The following is a 20,571-nucleotide window of genomic DNA, read 5'->3' as shown; positions in this document are numbered from 1 at the left end:
ATTTTTCTCTTTTTAACAGTTTTTTATGAAAAAGTTTCACAACTTTGTTAACACAAAATTAATGTATAAATATGAAGAAATTAACAGCAGGTGTACTAGCTTTAGTATTATCTTCCTCGTTTGTTGTTGTAAATGCTCAGGAAACGAAGAAAGATACAATTAAAACACAAGAGATTGAGGGAGTTGTTGTAACCGCACTTGGTATCAAAAGAGAAAAAAAATCCTTAGGTTATTCGTCACAAACTCTAGACGCAGAGAAAGTAAATTCTGTACCAACAAATAATTTCATCAATAACTTATCGGGGAAGGTTGCCGGTATGGAAATTAAAAACAATGGTAATTTCGGTGGATCCAGTAATATCGTTTTAAGAGGTACAAAAAGTATAACGGGTGACAATCAAGCTTTAATAGTTTTGGACGGAGTACCCATTATTAGTGGTAACTTAAATTCAACTGATGCTTCAAGAGGTAGAGATGGTTTCGACTTTGGAAATGCTACTGCAGATATTGATCCAAATAACATAGAATCTATAAATGTTCTAAAAGGAGCAGCTGCAACCGCATTATATGGTAGTATGGCATCTAACGGAGCTGTTATCATTACAACTAAGAAAGGAAAAAAGGGGAAATCACTAGGTCTTACATTGAACTCAACAGTTTCTGTCGGAGAAATTGACAGATCAACTTTTCCTAAATATCAAAAATTATATGGAGCAGGATATTCGGGTCAAGACAGTTTTTTTAATGAAGATGTAAATGGTGATGGTGTCGTTGATATTTTAGCACCAACTGGTGATGATGCTTCATATGGTGCTGCATTTAATCCTAATTTATTAGTTTATCAATGGAATTCTTTTGTACCAGGAAACCCAAACTTTGGAAAAGCAACACCATGGGTAGCTGCTAAAAACGATCCTAGTAAATTTTTCCAAAAGTCACTTTCTTTTGTCAACAGTTTTAATTTAAATGGAGGTGACGAATCAAATACTTATAACTTAACTTTTACTAACAACTATGAAACGGGTATTTTACCAAATAGTAGATTGAATAAAAATATGCTAAGTGGTAATTATACCAGAAAATTTAATGATAAGTTTAGTGCACGTACTTTTTTAACATTCAATGATCAGACAACTATCGGACGAAATTCTGTAGGATATGGTGATAATATTATGACCGGTTTTAGACAGTGGTGGCCAGTAAATGTTGATATTTTAGAATTGAGAGACGAATTTTTCAGAACCAACCAAAATTATACATGGAATATGAATTCTCCTCTGGATGGTGATCTGTCTGCCGCATTTTGGAATAATCCTTATTGGGATAGATACAAAAACTATTCATCTGATGATAAAACAAGATTAATTGCCGGTGCTGAACTATCTTATGATGTTACTGACAAATTTAATATATTGGGAAGAGCAACAATAGATTATACAAACAGCAAACAAGAAATAAGAAAGGCTGTGGGAAGCCATGCTGAAGAGTTTGGCCTTGCACAAGCTGATGAAACTTCAGGATATTGGGTTTTTGATGATAATGTTATGAGACAGACCTACGACGTAATTGGAAGGTATAATTTAAATATATCGGATAAATTTAGTGCATTGTTTGTAGGTGGAGCGCAGTTTTTGGATCAGCGCCAAAGAAGTATGGAAAATTCAACTACAGGCGGGCTGATAATACCTGATCTTTATACAATTGGTAATTCAAGATCGTATTTTCCTCCTATCGAAGGCAATATAAGAGGTCAGAAAGCTGGAGTTTATGCTCAGGCATCTTTTGATTTTGACAGATTTTTGTTCTTAGAAGGTACTATTCGTAATGATACGTCAAGTGCTCTTCCAAAAGCAAATAACAACTATACCTATTATTCATTAGGCTCTAGTTTTGTTTTCTCAGAATTATTTAAAAGCAGCTGGTTAAATTTTGGAAAAGTAAGATTAAGTTATGCAGAAGTTGGTAATGATATGGCATTTGGAAGACCCGGCTTCTTCTCCAACAGAGGAACTGTTAGCGGAACTCCTATGGCAGATATAAGTACAACTTATGTAGACTATAATAACCTAAAACCAGAAAGACAGAAAAGCTGGGAAGTGGGTCTTGAGACATCTATGTTTAAACGAAGAGTAACTTTAGATTTGTCACTTTATAAAACAAATACATCTGACTTACTGTTTAGCGTACCTCAGTCACCATCTACTGCATACAGTTTTTCTTTAATCAATGCAGGTGAAACAGAAAATAAAGGTATTGAAGTATCATTAGGCTTAGTACCACTGAAAAGTACAGATTTCCAATGGGATATTAATCTTAACTGGGCTAGAAATAGAAACATTGTAAAAGCTTTAAACCAAGGCAGAGATAATTTACAGCTTGCAAGTTTTCAGGAAACAACTTTGAATGCAACTATTGGTCAGCCATACGGAACGTTTCGGGGAACAGGATTTGTTTATGACTCAAACGGTAATAAAGTGGTAGACGATGATGGATTTTATTTGGTAGCATCAGACAAAGTTTTAGGCAACATTCAACCAGATTGGATTGGTGGAGTCTACAACACGTTCAGATATAAAAATATTTCACTAGGTTTCCTGATTGATGTTAGAAAAGGAGGCAGTGTATATTCTCTTGACCAATCTTACGGAGGACTTACTGGAATTTACGAATACAGTGCAGGATTAAATGATTTGGGAAATCCAATCAGAAATACACTTGAAAACGGTGGTGGAGTTATCTTGAACGGAGTAAAACAAGATGGTACTCCCAATGATATAAGAATTGACGCATCTTTTGCTGGAGGAGCGTTCGGTACAGATGCAGGTGTACCTCAAGAGGCTTTTGTATATGATGCTTCATATGTGAAACTGCGTGAGGCAAAACTTTCTTACAGCTTACCTGCAGATTTATTGAGAAATACATTTATTAAAGGAATGACTTTAAGTTTGCTCGGTCAAAATTTATGGATTATACATAAAAATCTTCCTGATGCTGATCCTGAAGCCGGTACTTCTTCCGGAAATATACAAGGATTCCAATCAGGGGTAATGCCAACGACACGTATTTATTCTTTCAACGTAAAATTAGATTTCTAAATTAATTAAAATGAAAAAAATATTTTCAATACTAACCATAGGTTCTATAGCTGTTTTCACGGGATGTGTAAACGGAGATGAAGAATTCAACAATAACCAAAGTCAGCCATACGAGGTGCCATCTGAACTTCTATTTACCAATGCTCAGAAAGAGCTTATGGATCAAATGGAAACACCAAGTGTAAATTTAAATGTCTTTAGATTTTTTCAACATTATTTAGCTACAACGATTTATAGAAATGATGCTAGGTTCAATTTTACCGGAACCAGAAAAGTTCCGGATAATATGTGGTTAGCACTGTACACAGATGTATTGGGTAATCTTAACGAATCTAAAAAAGTTATTTCTAAAGAGGTTAAGCCAACTGCAATTTCTCAGGCAGCATGGGAAAAGCAGCAAGCTAATAAATTAGCAATTGTTAATTTATTAGAAATTTATACTTATCAAGTTTTAGTCGACAGTTTCGGAAACGTCCCATATACGGAAGCAGCAAAACCAGAATCAATAGTGCTTCCAAAATATGATGATGCCAAAACAATATATGAAGATTTGATCAGCAGATTAAATACGATCGTAGGGACATTAGATTCAGGATACCCAAGTTTCGAAACTGGAGATAATATTTACAATGGTGATGTAAGTAAATGGATTGTTTTTGCTAACAGTTTAAAACTTAAAGTAGGAATCAATCTTGCAGATGTTAATCCTACTTTGGCAAAGCAAACTGTGGAGTCTGCCTACACGGGTGGTGTTATGCTTACAAACGCAGAAAACTCATCATTTAAATATGACGTTACTTCGCCAAACTTTAACAGATTGTATGCTGAAGTTATTGCAAGTAATAGAAATGATTTTGTTGCTGAAGAAGAAATAGTAAATACAATGAATAATTTAAATGATCCTAGAAGACCTTTTTACTTTACAGAAATATCTGGAGGAGGTTATGTCGGAGGTACAGTGGGGCAAACAAATACCTATAGTGCCAATTCTCACATAGGCGATGCTTTACTTCCAGCGAATAAACCAGGATTGTTATTTGATGCAGCCGAGGTTAATTTCTATCTTGCTGAAGCTGCAGCAAGAGGATACACCGTAGGATCTTCCGCTCAACAATATTATCAAAATGCTATTGAAAGATCGATGCAGCAATGGGGCGTGCCGGCAGCTGCTATTACTGCGTACTTGGCCAATCCTGATGTAGCTTATTCTAATGCCAATTGGAAACAAAAAATTGGTCAACAAGCTTGGATTGCCATGTATAACAGAGGGTTTGAATCTTGGAATTTTTACAGAAGATTAGATTACCCTGTCTTGGCAGCACCTGATGCAATACCCGCGGCCGAAGGTAAGGTACCTACAAGATTGACTTACCCTATAAATGAACAGACGGTAAACGGTACTAATTGGTCTTCTGCCTCTTCTGCAATTGGAGGAGATAAATTGACAACAAAAATATTTTGGGATATTAATTAATTTAGAGTTAATTTAATATTATTCAAACTTAAACCGCCTTCGAGCGGTTTTTTTATTTCCGTATATTTGCCATTCAAATTAGAATAATGAATATTAAAGATATTATAGAACAAAAACTGGCAGAGGTTATCCTTAATGTCTATCAACTTAAAGATATAAAACTAGAAATTCAGGAAAACAAAACCGAGTTTGAAGGAGATTTTACCATTGTCACTTTTCCGTTGGTGAAACAGTTGAAGAAAAACCCTGAAAGTATAGGAGTAGAATTAGGTGAAGCGTTAACGACTCAAACAGATCTGCTTGAAAGTTTTAATGTAATAAAAGGCTTTTTGAATGTAAAAGTTAAAAATCAGTTTTTTATCAGTCAATTTAAAACAGTAGCTGAACAATTTTCAACAATAGAAAAGAAAAATGCTACCGTAATGGTAGAATATTCTTCACCAAATACCAACAAGCCACTTCACTTAGGACACATCAGAAATAACTTATTAGGATTTTCGGTTGCGCAAATTCTGAAAGAAGATGGATACGATGTCATTAAAAGTCAGATCATTAACGATAGAGGTATTCATATCTGTAAGTCGATGTTGGCTTGGGAAAAATTTGGGAAAGGTGAAACTCCGGATACAGATCATATAAAAGGAGATAAATTTGTTGGAAACTACTACGTTGAGTTTGATAAAAACTATAAAAAAGAAATCGCCGAATTAATAACACAAGGAATTTCTGAAGATCAGGCAAAAAAAGAAGCTCCTCTCATGAAAGAAGCCCAAAAAATGCTACTTGATTGGGAAAATGGTGACGAAAAGGTGAGAAATCTTTGGAAAGAGATGAACTCATGGGTGTATGAAGGTTTCAATCAAACGTATAAAAGACTTGGCGTAGACTTCGATCAGGTTCAATATGAAAGCAACACTTATATTTTAGGAAAAGATCTTATTCAGGAAGGCTTGGATAAAGGTGTTTTGTATAAAAAAGAAGACGGTTCTGTTTGGTGTGATCTGACTGAAGATGGTTTGGATGAGAAACTTTTGCTTCGTTCAGACGGAACTTCAGTATATATGACGCAGGATTTAGGAACTGCAGTCGAGCGTTTTAAAGAAAATAATATTCAGAAGTTAATTTATACGGTAGGAAACGAACAGGATTATCATTTCCAGGTTTTATTTAAAGTTTTAGGTAAGTTTGGTTATTCTTGGGCAGATCAATTGTACCATTTGTCTTACGGAATGGTTGAGCTGCCGGAAGGAAAAATGAAATCTCGTGAAGGAACCGTAGTGGATGCAGACGATTTGATGCAGGAAATGTATGAAACGGCAAAAGCAAAATCTCAGGAACTAGGAAAATTAGAAACTTTGTCTGAAGAGGAAAAAGAATCTTCTTATGAAGCAGTTGGCATGGGAGCTTTAAAATATTTCATGCTAAAAGTTGACCCAAAGAAAAAAATGTTGTTCAACCCAGCTGAAAGTATTGATTTCAATGGAAATACAGGTCCGTTTATTCAATATACATTTGCCAGAATTCAGTCGCTTTTAGCAAAAGCTGAGTATATTAAAAAAGAGATTGCAGAAGTTGAATTGAATCAATTTGAAAAAGAATTGATCATGCAATTAGCTAATTATAAGACGGTTGTTTCCAGAGCGGCAGAAAGTTTAAGTCCGGCTTTAGTTGCTAATTATCTGTATGATGTTGTAAAAACGTATAATTCATTTTATCAGAATAATCCGATTGTGATTCAGGAAAATGAAAACATAAAACAATTGCGTTTAGAATTATCTGATCTTACTGCGAAAACAATTAAAAAATCTTTAGGATTATTAGGAATTGGAACGGTGAACAGAATGTAAAATTCTTAGATAATTTTAAAGCAATAAAAAGTAAAAAGTCTGGCAAATTGCCGGACTTTTGTATTTCGTTATCAGTCTCAAATGTAATAATCACAGCTCATTAAAAGGATTCCAAAATATATTTTTAAAGTTTTTTATTCTGAAATTTTCTATTTCAATACCTTCAGCTTCTAATCTTTCCTGAAATTCTGGAACAGACAAAATTCCTGAACTGGAAATCACACGATGAGCCGGAACATCTTTCGGGCAACCTCCCATTGCTTTTCCAACGTGGCGTGAATGATTGGGAAAACCAACCGCTTTAGCAATCGCTCCGTAACTTGTTACTCGTCCCTTAGGAACTAATCTGGTGAGTTCCCAGACTTGTTGTTTGAAGATCTCGTTCATTAAGTTGATTTAGATAGATCTTTCAAATGTAGTAAATAAATAATCCTCGTTTTCAAGATTTTATAAATCAAGCTTTCAAAGATTTTTCTGTCTTTGTATTCAATAAGAGTTTTCAAATTTTATAAATTCAACGAAGTATTGTATCGGTCATAACTCAAAAAGGCATCAATGTTGCATTATGAAGCAATGAAAATAAAAATCTAATATTATGTCAAATTTGAAAGGAAAAGTAATTATCGTAACAGGAGCAGGAATGGGTCTGGGCCAGGCTGCTGCAGATGTCTTAGCTTCAAAAGGAGCAGATCTGTCTTTGGTGGATTACAATGATGAAGCTTTGAGCAAAGCAAAGGCCGAATTGGAATCAAAATATCCGGAAAATAAATTTCTTACCGTTACAGCGGATGTTTCAGTGGAAGAAAATGTAAAGCATTATGTTGACCAAACCGTTAAAGAATTTGGAAAGGTTGACGGACTGTACAACAATGCAGGAATCGAAGGAAAGCAAGCTCCCCTGATTGAATACGATATCGAAGTTTTCAAAAAAGTAATCGATATCAATTTGCTGGGAGTGTATTACGGAATGAAATATGTAATTCCTGAATTGCAGAAAAACGGAGGCGGAAGAATCGTCAACGTAGCGTCCGTCGGAGGAATCCGAGGAGTTATGAACCAAACTGCTTATGTTGCAACCAAACATGCCGTAGCCGGAATGACAAAAAATGCAGCGTTGGAATATGGAAAAGATAATATTTTAACCAATGCAATTGCTCCGGGAGCTATTTTAACGCCGATGGTTGCAGAAGCGTTCAATCAGGTGAATCCTGCAGATCCGAAAGCGGCAGAAAAAGAATACGCATCAAGAAATCCTACCAGAAAATTAGGAGATCCAAAAGATGTCGGAAACTTAGTCGCTTATCTTTTAAGTGATGAAAACGGTTATGTTTCAGGACAGGTCATTGCCATCGATGGTGGTGAATCGAACATGTATGGTAATTCGTAGCAGTGTGGCTAGCAAATCGCTTCTAGCTTTTGGCTTTAAGAATTACAAAAAATTGTCTTCAATCTTGAGGACAATTTTTCTTTTATCGACCTTAAAAACATCCAGCTTCTGACACCTAACTTCCAGCATCTAAACAAACCTGCATAATTTTTGAATGATCTCTAATCTAAATCTAAAAGTTATGAAAAAGTTCATTTTCAGATTATTAAATAAAATCAACAAAGCCGTTTTACCGAAACTAAGCGATAAAGATCCTGCAAAACTCACTAAACTGCAAAAAGGCATTTTAGCATATCGTTACTTTGTACTGACCAATTCTTTGGATTGAAACAACGTTAATCGCGAGATTCTTAGAAACGAAAAAACGCCCCAAAAATTGAAGCGTTTTATATCTAAGATTCAGACTTTTGTCTGCAAATTCAATTTTCTAAGATGTAAGAAAACATCAATGGTGCACAAATGGTTGCATCACTTTCAACGATAAATTTCGGCGTAGTGATATCAAGTTTACCCCAAGTGATTTTCTCGTTCGGAACAGCTCCTGAATATGAACCGTAAGAAGTCGTTGAATCTGAAATCTGACAGAAATATGACCAGAACGGAATATCATTCATTTCCATATCCTGATACAACATGGGTACAACGCAAATAGGGAAGTCTCCGGCGATACCTCCTCCAATCTGGAAGAAACCAACTCCTTTTCCTGCAGAGTTTTTAGTATACCAATCTGCCAGATACGTCATGTATTCGATACCAGATTTCATGGTTGTAGCAGTCAATTCACCTTTGATGCAGTAAGATGCAAAAATGTTTCCCATGGTAGAATCTTCCCAGCCGGGAACTACAATTGGAAGATTTTTCTCAGCTGCTGCAATCATCCAGGAGTTTTCTCTTGGAATCTCATAATATTGCTCCAAAACTCCAGAAAGAATCATTTTATACATAAATTCATGCGGAAAATATCTTTCACCCTTTGCTTCAGCATCTTTCCAGATTTCTACGATATGTTTCTGCAATCTTCTGAAAGCCTCCTCTTCCGGAATACAAGTATCTGTAACCCTGTTCAGGCCTCTTTCCAATAAATCCCATTCGTCCTGAGCTGTCAAATCTCTATAATGAGGAACTCTTTCGTAGTGAGAATGCGCAACAAGATTCATCAGGTCTTCCTCAAGATTCGCCCCGGTACAAGAAATAAAATCTACTTTATCCTGACGGATCATTTCAGCTAAGATCTTTCCCAACTCAGCAGTCGACATTGCTCCTGCCAAAGTAATCATCATTTTTCCACCTTCTTTCAAATGGGCAACATAGCCTTTGGATGCGTCTACCAAAGCTGCTGCATTGAAGTGCAGGTAATATTTTTCTATGAACTCAGTAATCGGTTTGCTCATTATTTTTATTTTTCACAAAGATAAAATTTAAAAACGGAAAGTTGCAGCTACACTCAAAGAAAGTCTGCTTAATCCTTCTTTTTCCTCATCACCGAAATTTACCGTTGTACCATTATATTTCATCTTGCTTAAAGTTCCTGCGGTAGTACCTAATTTTGGACCTATTAAAATCTGATTAGTGATTGCATACTGATAAGCGAAATTAGCTTCCAGACCAAGATTGGAGCCTGTTCCTTTTACAGCTCCTGTTTTGGTGGTGTAGGTAATAACACCTAATGCAATATCATAATAGAATTTGTGTTTAGTGTCTTGTTTAAAATTTGAAAACATAAATGAAGAACCAATAAATGTAATATTATCTTTGGTGTTTACAAACCCCGAAACCGTGTTTCCATTTGAATCTTGCACGGTTATTCTCCCATCGTTTGAAGCACTGAAGTTTGAATATTTTACACCAATTGCACCGTCTCCTTTTAAGTGATAATATGCAGAAATATCAAAATTAATTCCGCTTTTCAGACCTTTAATATAATCTCTCGTTTCTTTGGGAATTCCACTGGGCATTTTTGCCAAACGCCATGCATAACCTACAGACGGAATTAACGATATTTTTGGTTCTGATTTTAAGTTTTCTTCTTGCGCTGAAAACAAGAATGGGATTACGAAAGCTCCCGACATTAAAAGTTTTTTAAACATAGTTATTAATTTCCGCAAAAATACTATTTTTTCTAATTGACGAGAATTAAAATTTGAAACGTCTGTTTTCTTTTTTATCCGAATTTTGTTTTTTCTGCTGAATACGTTTTTCTACAGACGATTTTGTTGGTTTCGTTTTCGCCCTGAATTTTGGAATGATTAAAGCTTTATCTACAATATCAAGAATCTTTTCGGTAGCAATTTTCTTATTCTGAAGTTGTGTTCTGCTTTCAGAAACGCTTAGAAATAAAAATCCTTCCAGATTGATTCTGTTTTTCAGTTTTTCTAAAATTAAATCTTTTTGTCTCTCATTAAAAAACTCAGAATCTGAAATTTTCCAGGTAACGGTAACTGCAGTTTCCACTTTATTCACGTTTTGTCCGCCTGCGCCGCTGCTTCGGGAAGTTTTGAAATTCAGTTCTTTGGAAAAATCTTTCATATTTCACATTTTTAATTCCTTCATTTGGAGAGGTGGATCAACTTTAAGAAGAATTGAGACGAGGTGATTATCAGTTAGAATCTAATAAAATTAACGACTTTCAATTGTTTTACGAAGCTCAGTTCTTTTTACCTTTCCATTGGGTGTTCTTGGGATTTCATCAACAAAGATAATCTGTTTTGGCTTGTGAAATTTCAGTTGATAATTGATGGTTAATATTTTTTCGATTAAAAATTCAGATTCATTTCCTTCAATTACGGCAATTAGTCTCTCTCCCAAACTTTCATCTTTTAGGCCTAAAAATACAACTTCATTCGGAATTTCTTTTTTAACTAAAGCTTCCAGTTCTTCAGGAAATATTTTTGCTCCACCGGAATTGATCACGTTATCAATTCTCCCTAAAAATTTAAATTGATTGTCATCTCTTATTTCAACTAAATCATTAGTTTGTAAAGGTTCATCATTTAAATTGGGTGCAAGAATTTTCAGACAGCCTCTTTCATCCAAAGAAATGGATATATTTTCAAAAACTGTAAAGTAGGGTTGCTGGTCTGGATAAATCTCTTTCAATGCAATGTGAGAAAGCGTTTCAGACATTCCGTAAGTTTCGTAAATTTTTATTTGGGAGTTGACGGATTTAAGAGTTTGGGTGATCTTAATTTTTAAGCTTTCCGAAACGGCTGCTCCGCCAATAATGAGATTTTTAATGAGATGAATTTTGTCTAAAGAATTTTCGACTTGCAAAGGAGTCATTGCACAGAAGTCAATTTCTTCATTCAGATTTTCTAAAGGTTTTAAAGATGGATCAGTTACGATAAGCTTTAATTTTCTTTCAAAAGCACGAACCAACATCATTTTTCCGGAAATATATTCTATAGGAAGACAAAGTAGGGCAGTGTTATTTTTTTTCAAATCTAAAAAATCACAGGTCATTTTTGCTGAAGTGATCATTTTCGTTTTCTCGATTTCAAACATTTTCGGAACTCCTGTAGATCCGGATGTCTGCACTTGTACTGTTTCGGAACTCCAAAGCCATTCTTTTAAGAAAAAAAATATTTTTTTTTGAAATTCGGTATGAAAATGTAAATTATTAATTTCGAGATTATTGAAGTCAATCACCATGGTTGTCGCAGATAAAAATTTAGGTAAATTTAAAAAAAATAAAAAAACGATTTGCAGATAAATAAAAAAACTGTAAATTTGCATCACTAAAATAAACAGACCCATGGTGTAACGGTAGCACTCTGGTTTTTGGTACCATCAGTTGGGGTTCGAATCCCTGTGGGTCTACAAACCATCCTTTCTAAGGGTGGTTTTTGTTTTTAAGTATAGTTAATATTTTTTTCAAATTCATTTATATTTTTTTGTAGATATAGAAAAAAAATGTAGATTTGCACCACTAAAATAAAACAGACCCATGGTGTAACGGTAGCACTCTGGTTTTTGGTACCATCAGTTGGGGTTCGAATCCCTGTGGGTCTACAAACCATCCTTTTTTAAGGGTGGTTTTTTTATTTTAATTAATCAAAAAGGGTATTTTTCACAAACCTGTTTATGGTGATCAGGTTTTTGTTATATAAAAACATACCTCATTTCACAGAAATTCACCCTAAAAGGAACGGTTGGCAAACATATTGCTCATAAAATCAAACAAGTCCTATTTTTAATAAGCCATCACAAATAATATTACAATGGTAAATATCATTAAGTTTCAGATTTTCAAGATATAAGAGACTCATAAAAAATTTAAACAGCGGTAAAGAATACAAATTTGCCAACATTAAATATTGTATATTGGTCTAAATCAGAAAATTTTGAAACTGAAATTCAACAAAAGAAAAATTCTCAGAGGTATTGTTATTGCAATCATCTCTGTCATTGTATTGGTTATCCTTCTTATATTAAGTTTACGACTTCCCGCAGTACAGAATTACGTAAAAGATAAACTGGTTGTTTATTTAGAGAAAAAAATCAAAACAAAAGTAAGTCTTGATAAAGTCTACATAGGTTTTCCAAACAGTTTGGTGATGGAAAATCTGTATTTGAAGGGTCAAAATATTGATACATTACTTTCAGCGAGAAAATTAGATGTCGGATTAGACATGTGGCAACTCATGAAATCAAAAGCTGATCTTACTTCGATTGATCTTGAAGGCGTTCGTGCAAATGTGGTAAGAAATCCACAAGGGAAATTCAATTTCGATTATATTATTGATGCGTTTGCCACTTCAGATAAGGAAGAAAGCACTTCAAAACCTTTCATCATTTCTCTTGATAAAATTAAACTGAAAGATATAGGATTGACTTTCAATGATCAGCAATCTAAAAATGACATTAAAGTCTATTTTAATTCATTTGATACAAGAGTAAAAACTTTTGATCTTCAAAACAATTCTTATGCAGTTAATGACATTAATCTTGACGGATTAAAATTAAAATTAAAACAGGATTTTGTAGAAGAAGTTTCTCAAAATGTTGAAGAAAAAGTAGACTCTCTCAATCAGAAAAAGCCTATGAAATTAGGTCTGAACGGAATTAAACTAACCAATTTCAATATTGATTACGGAGATGACAATTCTAAAACTTTTGCAAAAGTTCTTTTTAAAGAATTAAGCACCAAAGTCAACAGCATTGATCTTGAAAATAACGATTACAATGTTGGAAATGTCTATCTGACCGGAGCAAACATCAACGCAAATCTATTTCTTCCAACGGAAAACGCAAATTCTAAAAAAGACGAAAATCCAGAAGTTTCAACCGTTTCTAAAAAAGAAAAAGCGATGAAAGTTCTTTTAGGAAAACTGGTTCTTGATGATGTGAAAGTTGCTTATAACAATACCGCAGTTGCCCCAACCAAAAGCGGAATGGATTTTAACCATCTGAATTTTGCTAAATTAAATCTTGACGTCAGAAATTTTAAAATGGAAAACAATGGTTTTGCAGGAAGTGTAAAATCAGCAGAAATCCAGGAAGCGAGAGGTTTAAACGTTCAGAAATTCAATACAGATTTTGTCTATGAGGCAGAACAGGCTTATCTGAAAAATCTTTATTTACAAACACCAAAAACAGTTTTAAGAGACGAAATTATTTTAAATTACAATTCGATTGAGCAATTATCGGCAAATCCGGGAGCAGTAAAAATTTCTGCAGATATTCGTGATTCCAAAATCGGTTTTTCAGATATTTTAAATATAGTTCCGACCCTAAGAAATACAGCTCCGTTTAATAAATATCCAAATGCATCACTCAACGTAAATGCCTTGGTAAACGGTACAATTAATGATCTGGCGATTCAAAATCTGAAAGTTTCAGGTTTAGACAACCTAAAAGTTGCTGCTTCGGGAAGAATCAAAAATGCAATGAATCCTAATAATTTATATTATGATTTAAAAATTGCAGAACTCTCTTCTTCCGCAAAAACGATTTACAATTTAGTCCCGAAAAATACCATTCCGAAAAACATCACTTTACCGTCTTTTTTCAGAATAAAAGGAACAGCGAAAGGAACAACGAAAATTGTTGATACCAATTTGCGTCTGAATTCTACATTAGGAAATGCCGGAATTATCGCTAAAGTTGATATGCAAAGAAAAGACAGGGAAATTTTTGACGTAAAAGCCAATCTGCAGAATCTTCAAATCGGGAAATTGATTCAAAATAAAGATTTAGGAAGCATCACGGCACAGATTAATGCAAAAGGACAGAGTTTTGATCCGAAAGTAATGACTGCTCAATTAGCTGGAGCTGTAAAATCTGCTACGTACAAAGGCTATACTTACCAGAATATGAATCTGAAAGGGAAGATCAATCGTGGTGCTTACGATGTTGATTTAAACTCAAAAGATCCGAATGCCAATTTACATCTTGCAGCTTCAGGAGTTTACAACGAGAAAAATCCTACTGTAAAAGTTAATGGAAATATCAATAAATTAGATTTAAACAAATTAGGATTCTACAGTTCTCCAATGATTATTGCGGGAGCAGTAGACGGTGATTTTAAAAGTTTAGATCCGGATAATTTGAATGGATATTTGAATCTTAAAGATTTTGCGATCTCCGATACGAAAGAAGTCTACCCGGTTCAGGAAGTGAATTTGCTGGCGGTTTCTACGGCAGATTCTACCCAAATAAAATTCAATTCTCAGATTGCAGATGTTGAATTGAACGGAAAATATAAGCTGACTCAGATTTTTGGAGCGTTAACACAAACGATCAATCAGTATTATCAGTTTCAAAAACCAGGGAAAGTTCAGAAAATTGATGCCGGACAGTTTTTTACCTTTAATGCTAAAATTAAAAATGATGATCTGATCAGAAAATTTGTTCCTGAACTGAAAAGTTTTGAAACCATCAATATTACAGGAAATTACAACGCAGATTCTCAGAAAATAGAACTTGATGCACAGATTCCACAGGTTTTATACGGTGCAAATACACTTGAAAATACAAGCTTAAAAATTACCAACGAAAACCAGGCTTTGCAATATGATCTAAGTGTTGCGGCCTTGAAAAGTGAGAGTTTGGCTTTAAATAAAGTTAATATCAATGGTGACGTTGCTCAAAATATTATCAATTATAATATCACGACAAAAGATGATAAAGATGCTACGCAATTCCTGATTGCAGGAAATGCCAAATCGATGAACGATATTACCGAAATCTCCTTAAATCCTAATGGTTTAAAATTGAATTACATGGATTGGACGGTTGCTGAGAACAATAAGATTCAAATTTTCAGCCAGGGAATTGTTGCAGATAATTTTACACTTTCCAATGCCGGAGCTGAAATTTCTTTACAGTCTGAAAGCAGTTCACCAAGCAGTCCGCTCAATGTTTCGCTGAAAGATTTTAAAATCGAAACGATCACGGAAATCATCAAAAAAGATTCACTTTTAGCAAAAGGAACGATCAACGGAACGGCTCAGCTGAGAGATTTGACCAAAAAAATGACGTTCACTTCAGACATCAACGTTTCAGATTTAATTGTTTACGGAAGTCCGGTCGGTAATTTAGCCATAAAAGTCAATAACCAGTCTGCGAATCTTCTGAATGCAGACGTAGTGCTTTCAGGGAACAATAATGACGTTAAGATTTTAGGAAATTACAATACTTCTTCAAGTACGTTTGATTTAGATTTAGATATGAATCAGCTTCAGATGAAAACGCTGCAAGGCTTTACTATGAATGCTATTACCAATACAGAAGGTTATCTTTCCGGAGATTTAAAAATAAAAGGAACTACAACAGCTCCAAAAATTCTTGGTGATGTTAAAATGAATAATGTAGGATTAATGATTTCACAAACAGGAAGTGATTTCAGAAATATTAATGATAAAATAGGATTTACGAACCGGGGAATTGAGTTTGATAATTTCAAAATTAATGACAAAGACGGAAATTCTCTCAACATAGACGGACAGGTTTTGACACAAACCTACAGAGATTTTGCATTTAACCTTGATCTGGATGCGAAAGATTTTAAAGTTGTAAATTCTGAAAAATCAAACGATGCGATGATGTATGGTATTCTGGCAATTGATGCAGCTTTGAAAGTAAGAGGAAATTTAGATTTGCCTAAAGTTGACGGCAGATTGGCCGTTGCAGAAACTACAGATTTCACTTTTGTTCTCCCTCAGTCAAGTCCGTCTTTACAGGAAAGAGAAGGGATTGTCGAGTTTATTGACCAAGATCAGGTTGCTTTAAATAAAACCATTAAAGCAGATTCTATTGATGCTCAAAGCCAGATCAAAGGATTGGATGTGAATGTAAATATTGAAGTAGATAAAGAAGCGAAAATGTCTATTGTTATTGACAAAGCAGCCGGTGATTTTGTGAAACTTCAGGGTGAAGCAGATTTGACGGGAGGAATTGATCCTTCTGGAAAAACTACTTTGGTTGGTGTTTATTCAGTTGAAAAAGGAAGTTATGAAATGTCTGTAAGTGTTCTGAAAAGAAAATTTGACATTCAGAAAGGAAGTACAATTACTTGGACAGGAGAGCCTACGACTGCGAACCTTGATATTACAGCGATTTATAAAACCGAAACTGCACCGATCGATTTGATCGAGCAGCAAGTCGGGGATGCAGATCTGAACCAATACAAACAGAGAATACCATTTAATACGCTGTTGATTTTGAAGGGTGAACTGATGAAGCCTCAGATTTCATTTGACATTACAACAGATGAAAAAAATAATGCTGTTTCATCTGCTGTTACAGAGACCATTGATGGAAAACTCGCTCAACTAAGACAAGATCCCAATGAGATGAACAAGCAGGTTTTTGCGTTGCTTTTATTGAATCGTTTCATTGGTGAAAATCCTTTCCAGAGCAATTCCGGAGTATCCGCAGAAACCATGGCAAGACAGAGTGTGAGTAAAATTCTTTCTCAGCAACTGAATAATCTGGCTTCAGATTTAATAAAAGGCGTTGATCTTAATTTCGATTTAGAATCTACTGAAGATTATTCTACAGGAACACAAAATACCAGAACGGATCTTAATATCGGTTTAAGCAAAAAATTACTGAATGATCGTCTTAAAGTTTCAGTAGGAAGTAATTTCGGATTAGAAGGCGAGGCGAGACAAAACGAGAACACGACCAATATTGCAGGAGACGTAACCGTAGATTACAGTCTTTCACGAGACGGAAGATATATGCTGCGTGCTTATCGAAAAAATGATTACCAAGTTGCTTTACAGGGACAGATTGTAGAAACCGGTGTTGGATTTATCATCACTTTAGATTACAATCAATTCAGAGATATTTTCAGGAAGTCGAGAAATAATCGAAACAGAGAAAGTCGTGAGAATAAGAAAAAACAAGATAACCAGGTCGTAGAATTTAAGTAATGAAGAATAAGATAAACATTTATTGTAGATATTTTTTAGCATCGGGAATGACTGCGGCTGTTGTTTCGTGCAGCAATACCAAATTTTTAAAAGATGGACAAATGCTCTATACAGGAGCAGAAGTGAAGATTGAAAACGATACCCTGCCGAAAAAAGAAAAGAAAGCGTTAAAAGCTGCTCTTGAAGAAAATTTAACGCCAAAACCAAATTCGTCTTTTCTGGGTTTAAGACCTAAACTGTATGCCTACAACGTTACCAAAGAACCAAAGAAGGAGAAAGGAATTCGATATTGGCTGAAATATAAATTTGGAGAAGAACCTGTTTTATTGGGAGATGTTGATAGAGAATTTAACAAAGATATTATTGTTAATTATTCTGAAAACAAAGGCTACTTCAATGCAAAAGCGAAGTATGACACCGTCTCAAAAAATAAGAAAGCGAAAGTAATTTATACTTTAAATCCGGGTGCACAATATTTAATCAGCAATGTCAATTTTGTGCAGGATTCCAGTTTAATTAATCAGGAAATTCAGGCTTTAAAAGGTAAAACGTTATTAAAACCGGGAAATCCTTTTGATCTGGATGTTATTAAACTCGAGAGACAGAGAATTGATGATGGCTTAAAGGATAAAGGTTTTTATTATTTCAATCCTGATAATATCATTGTTCAGGCAGACAGTACCGTCAGCAAAGATCATAAGGTCGAGATGATGGTGAAATTAAAAGAGAACACTCCAAAATTGGCGACCGAACAGTTTTCTATTGATAAAGTAGTTGTTTTCCCGAATTATAATCTTCGTGATGCCAAGAAAGGAAAATACAGCATTCCGATGAATCATGATTCGCTGAAAGGCTATGAATACAATGATATTTATGTTGTTGATCCTGATAAAAAATTCAAGCCGAAAATTTTCGACCGTGCTTTGTATTTTAATAAAGGAGATATTTATAATAGAAAAGACCATAATTTATCTCTGAACAGACTGATAAGTTTGGGTGTGTTTAAATTCGTAAAAAATGAATTTGTAGTTTCAGATTCTTTAAATCATAAGTTTGATGCTTATTATGTACTGACTCCGAGAGAACTTCAGTCTTTACGTTTGGAAGCTCTGGGAAGAACCAATTCTGCCAATTATGCAGGAAGCGAATTAAACTTAAACTGGACCCAAAGAAATTTTTTCCGTGGAGCTGAACAGTTTAAAGCTTCTGTTTATGGTGCTTTTGATGTGCAAATTGGCGGACCGGCAGATGCTGAAAATATTTTCAGGGCAGGAACCAATGCGCAGTTGTCAATTCCTAGAATTGTTGCTCCTTTCCGTTTTAATTCTTCGAGTGCCTTTGTTCCCCGAACCAATATTCAGATCGGATATGAATTTCAAAACCGAACGACTTTATATACTTTAAATACTTTCAACGCATCATTCGGATATCAGTGGAAAGAAAATGTAAGAAAAGAGCATGAATTAAAAGTGATTGATGTTTCATTTATAGATCCTGCTAATGTAACACCGAAATACATTGAAAAATACCAACAAAATCCTTATCTGGCAAGAGTAGTAGAACCACAACTTATTTTCGGCCCTACTTATTCTTACACCTATTCAACGACCATGCTTCCTAGAAAAAATACTTTCTATTACAAAGGAATGCTTGATTTAGCCGGAAATATCACTGGACTTGTAACCGGAGCCAATGTAAAAGAAGATGATCAGAAAACAATCTTCGGAGTTCCGTTCAGCCAATATGCAAAGATTGAAAATGATGTGAGATTCTATCACAAATTTGGTGAAAAAACATCTTTTGCATCAAGATTTATTGCGGGAGTTGCTATTCCTTATGGTAATTCAGAATACATACCTTTTTCTCGACAGTTTTTTGTAGGCGGAAGTAACAGTATCAGAGCATTCCGTGCAAGAACTTTAGGACCTGGAAGTTTTGATCCGAGACCGCAACAGCAGGAGGGTTTTGTATTTGATCAGGCAGGTGACGTAAAACTAGAACTGAATGCAGAATACCGTGCAAATATATATAAGTTCCTTAATGTTGCCGTTTTTGCAGATGCAGGAAATATTTGGCTGATCAATGATGATCTCGATGAGAATGGGGTTAATAGAAGACCGGGAGGGAAATTTTCTAAAGAATTTTTAAGCGAAATAGCCGTCGGAGCAGGAGTTGGTTTGCGACTTGATTTTTCAATTCTTGTTTTACGACTCGATCTCGCAATGCCGTTGCGAGTACCTTATTATGAAAAAGGCGAAAGATGGGCTTTTGACAGAATCAATTTTGGAGATTCAAGCTGGAGAAGAGATAATCTGATTTTGAATATTGCGATTGGTTATCCATTTTAAATAACTGAAATACTCATCAAAAATTTCAAACGTAATATTTAATCATAAAATGATGCTTAAAGAACTCAAATTTTTCTGGGAAACTGTAAAAGAAACATTCAAAGAATGGAATAATTCTTCAGCATCGAACGATTCTGCAAGCTTGGCATATTATGCTATTTTCTCAATTCCGGGATTATTAATTATTATTATCTGGCTTGCCGGATACTTCTTTGGTGAAGAAGCTATACGTGGACAGATCAGTACACAAATCAGTGGAATGATGGGTGCAGATGCCGCCAAAAGTATTGAAGAGATGATCGCAGGTGCATTAATTGACAAAGAAAATATCTTCATGAAAATTATTGGCATTGGCTCGCTTATTTTCGGTTCCACTACACTGTTTTTTCAATTACAGAAATCATTAAACAGTCTGTGGGATGTAGAACCAGCTCCCAAAAAGGCCTTTGTGAAATTTTTATTAGACCGTGCCAACTCGCTTGGTATGATCCTTATTATTGGATTTTTACTAATGATCACTATGGTTTTAACACTGATAATCAGTTTGCTCAATAATTTTCTCACCAGATATTTCGGACTCGAAACCTACTATTTGGTGGAGGTCATCAATTTTTCAGTAGGTTTTGTTATAACTGTTTTACTCTTTGCAATGATGTTTAAGGTACTTCCTGATGTGGAAATTAGCTGGAAGTCTGTGTGGAAAGGAGCGATCCTGACTTCCGTACTATTTACTTTAGGTAAATTTCTGCTCAGCTTATATTTCAGTGAACTTAAACCTACTTCCGCATTTGGAGCCGCAGGAACTATTATTTTGGTCATGTTGTGGATTAATTATTCGTGCATGATGATTTTTTTCGGAGCAGAATTTACGAAAGTATACACCTACAGAAAAGGGTATAAAATAGCACCATCAAAACATGCAAAATGGAGTAATTCTAAGTTATATAAAGACAGTCAATTAAACATGAAAGTTTAAGACCCTGCTTACACAAATTGAAAAACAATAGTAAAATTTACTTATAATTATTTTTTCAGATACAATT

The 20,571-nt window shown here is 34.7% G+C and carries 13 protein-coding genes and 2 tRNA genes; 10 read left to right on the top strand and 5 right to left on the bottom strand.

The genetic code is table 11. The features are described from left to right. Window positions 1–71: 71 nt before the first annotated feature. From ACZZZA_RS01780 to argS, 3 genes are all read left to right on the top strand, one after another. Window positions 72–3,095 (top strand): SusC/RagA family TonB-linked outer membrane protein, encoded by a 3,024-nt coding sequence (locus tag ACZZZA_RS01780; RefSeq protein ID WP_463429550.1) that lies wholly within the window; start codon window positions 72–74, stop codon window positions 3,093–3,095. 10 nt (window positions 3,096–3,105) lie between these two features. Next, window positions 3,106–4,569: a SusD/RagB family nutrient-binding outer membrane lipoprotein gene (locus ACZZZA_RS01775; protein ID WP_463429549.1), complete on the top strand. Its 1,464-nt coding sequence runs from the start codon at window positions 3,106–3,108 to the stop codon at window positions 4,567–4,569. An 86-nt stretch (window positions 4,570–4,655) separates the two neighbouring features. Further along, on the top strand, window positions 4,656–6,416 hold the full coding sequence (gene argS, locus ACZZZA_RS01770) for an arginine--tRNA ligase (RefSeq protein WP_463429548.1): 1,761 nt from the start codon (window positions 4,656–4,658) through the stop codon (window positions 6,414–6,416). A gap of 90 nt (window positions 6,417–6,506) precedes the next feature. Here argS and ACZZZA_RS01765 read toward each other — a convergent pair whose 3' ends face one another. Further along, window positions 6,507–6,803, bottom strand: coding sequence for an MGMT family protein (locus tag ACZZZA_RS01765; protein ID WP_463429547.1), 297 nt, complete (start codon window positions 6,801–6,803; stop codon window positions 6,507–6,509). A gap of 208 nt (window positions 6,804–7,011) precedes the next feature. Between ACZZZA_RS01765 and ACZZZA_RS01760 the strand changes: the two genes are divergently transcribed. Both ACZZZA_RS01760 and ACZZZA_RS01755 read left to right on the top strand, forming a co-directional pair. Further along, window positions 7,012–7,803 carry a glucose 1-dehydrogenase gene (locus ACZZZA_RS01760; RefSeq protein WP_463429546.1) on the top strand — a complete coding sequence of 264 codons (792 nt, stop codon included), beginning with the start codon at window positions 7,012–7,014 and terminating at the stop codon, window positions 7,801–7,803. Between the two features lie 181 nt (window positions 7,804–7,984). After that, window positions 7,985–8,131, top strand: coding sequence for a hypothetical protein (locus ACZZZA_RS01755; protein WP_463429545.1), 147 nt, complete (start codon window positions 7,985–7,987; stop codon window positions 8,129–8,131). Between the two features lie 91 nt (window positions 8,132–8,222). Here the strand turns inward: ACZZZA_RS01755 and ACZZZA_RS01750 are convergent, their stop codons facing one another. The 4 genes from ACZZZA_RS01750 to ACZZZA_RS01735 all read right to left on the bottom strand — a co-directional run bounded on the left by ACZZZA_RS01750 (window position 8,223) and on the right by ACZZZA_RS01735 (window position 11,451). Beyond that, on the bottom strand, window positions 8,223–9,194 hold the full coding sequence (locus ACZZZA_RS01750; RefSeq protein WP_463429544.1) for a deoxyhypusine synthase family protein: 972 nt from the start codon (window positions 9,192–9,194) through the stop codon (window positions 8,223–8,225). 27 nt (window positions 9,195–9,221) lie between these two features. Beyond that, window positions 9,222–9,890 carry a hypothetical protein gene (locus ACZZZA_RS01745; protein WP_463429543.1) on the bottom strand — a complete coding sequence of 223 codons (669 nt, stop codon included), beginning with the start codon at window positions 9,888–9,890 and terminating at the stop codon, window positions 9,222–9,224. Between the two features lie 46 nt (window positions 9,891–9,936). Next, complete coding sequence (gene arfB / locus ACZZZA_RS01740; RefSeq protein ID WP_463429542.1) at window positions 9,937–10,329, bottom strand: alternative ribosome rescue aminoacyl-tRNA hydrolase ArfB; 393 nt, start codon at window positions 10,327–10,329, stop codon at window positions 9,937–9,939. Between the two features lie 90 nt (window positions 10,330–10,419). After that, window positions 10,420–11,451 carry an AMP-binding protein gene (locus tag ACZZZA_RS01735; protein WP_463429541.1) on the bottom strand — a complete coding sequence of 344 codons (1,032 nt, stop codon included), beginning with the start codon at window positions 11,449–11,451 and terminating at the stop codon, window positions 10,420–10,422. A 97-nt stretch (window positions 11,452–11,548) separates the two neighbouring features. Here ACZZZA_RS01735 and ACZZZA_RS01730 point away from each other — a divergent pair. The 5 genes from ACZZZA_RS01730 to ACZZZA_RS01710 all read left to right on the top strand — a co-directional run bounded on the left by ACZZZA_RS01730 (window position 11,549) and on the right by ACZZZA_RS01710 (window position 20,504). Then, window positions 11,549–11,619, top strand: a tRNA-Gln gene (locus ACZZZA_RS01730). A 121-nt stretch (window positions 11,620–11,740) separates the two neighbouring features. Next, window positions 11,741–11,811 (top strand) — tRNA-Gln (locus tag ACZZZA_RS01725). Between the two features lie 332 nt (window positions 11,812–12,143). Then, window positions 12,144–17,180, top strand: a complete 5,037-nt coding sequence (locus ACZZZA_RS01720) for a translocation/assembly module TamB domain-containing protein (RefSeq protein WP_463429540.1) — start codon at window positions 12,144–12,146, stop codon at window positions 17,178–17,180. Further along, entirely contained in the window at window positions 17,180–19,528 is a 2,349-nt protein-coding gene (gene tamL / locus ACZZZA_RS01715) for a translocation and assembly module lipoprotein TamL (RefSeq protein WP_463429539.1), read from the top strand. The genes ACZZZA_RS01720 and tamL overlap by 1 nt, the downstream gene beginning before the upstream one ends. A 52-nt stretch (window positions 19,529–19,580) precedes the next feature. Next, on the top strand, window positions 19,581–20,504 hold the full coding sequence (locus ACZZZA_RS01710; RefSeq protein WP_463429538.1) for a YihY/virulence factor BrkB family protein: 924 nt from the start codon (window positions 19,581–19,583) through the stop codon (window positions 20,502–20,504). Window positions 20,505–20,571 lie beyond the last annotated feature (67 nt).

The organism is Chryseobacterium sp. AC405b (assembly GCF_979258685.1).
This window is presented reverse-complemented; position numbering and strand designations above follow the sequence as displayed.

Bases quoted from the DNA above. Each gene is read 5' to 3' on its own strand.
- ACZZZA_RS01760 (WP_463429546.1), top strand. From the start codon at position 7,012: ATGTCAAATTTGAAAGGAAAAGTAATTATCGTAACAGGAGCAGGAATG.
- tamL (WP_463429539.1), top strand. From the start codon at position 17,180: ATGAAGAATAAGATAAACATTTATTGTAGATATTTTTTAGCATCGGGA.
- ACZZZA_RS01750 (WP_463429544.1), bottom strand. From the start codon at position 9,194: ATGAGCAAACCGATTACTGAGTTCATAGAAAAATATTACCTGCACTTC.
- ACZZZA_RS01735 (WP_463429541.1), bottom strand. From the start codon at position 11,451: ATGGTGATTGACTTCAATAATCTCGAAATTAATAATTTACATTTTCAT.
- ACZZZA_RS01755 (WP_463429545.1), top strand. From the start codon at position 7,985: ATGAAAAAGTTCATTTTCAGATTATTAAATAAAATCAACAAAGCCGTT.
- ACZZZA_RS01745 (WP_463429543.1), bottom strand. From the start codon at position 9,890: ATGTTTAAAAAACTTTTAATGTCGGGAGCTTTCGTAATCCCATTCTTG.
- ACZZZA_RS01780 (WP_463429550.1), top strand. From the start codon at position 72: ATGAAGAAATTAACAGCAGGTGTACTAGCTTTAGTATTATCTTCCTCG.
- ACZZZA_RS01775 (WP_463429549.1), top strand. From the start codon at position 3,106: ATGAAAAAAATATTTTCAATACTAACCATAGGTTCTATAGCTGTTTTC.
- ACZZZA_RS01710 (WP_463429538.1), top strand. From the start codon at position 19,581: ATGCTTAAAGAACTCAAATTTTTCTGGGAAACTGTAAAAGAAACATTC.
- ACZZZA_RS01765 (WP_463429547.1), bottom strand. From the start codon at position 6,803: ATGAACGAGATCTTCAAACAACAAGTCTGGGAACTCACCAGATTAGTT.
- arfB (WP_463429542.1), bottom strand. From the start codon at position 10,329: ATGAAAGATTTTTCCAAAGAACTGAATTTCAAAACTTCCCGAAGCAGC.
- argS (WP_463429548.1), top strand. From the start codon at position 4,656: ATGAATATTAAAGATATTATAGAACAAAAACTGGCAGAGGTTATCCTT.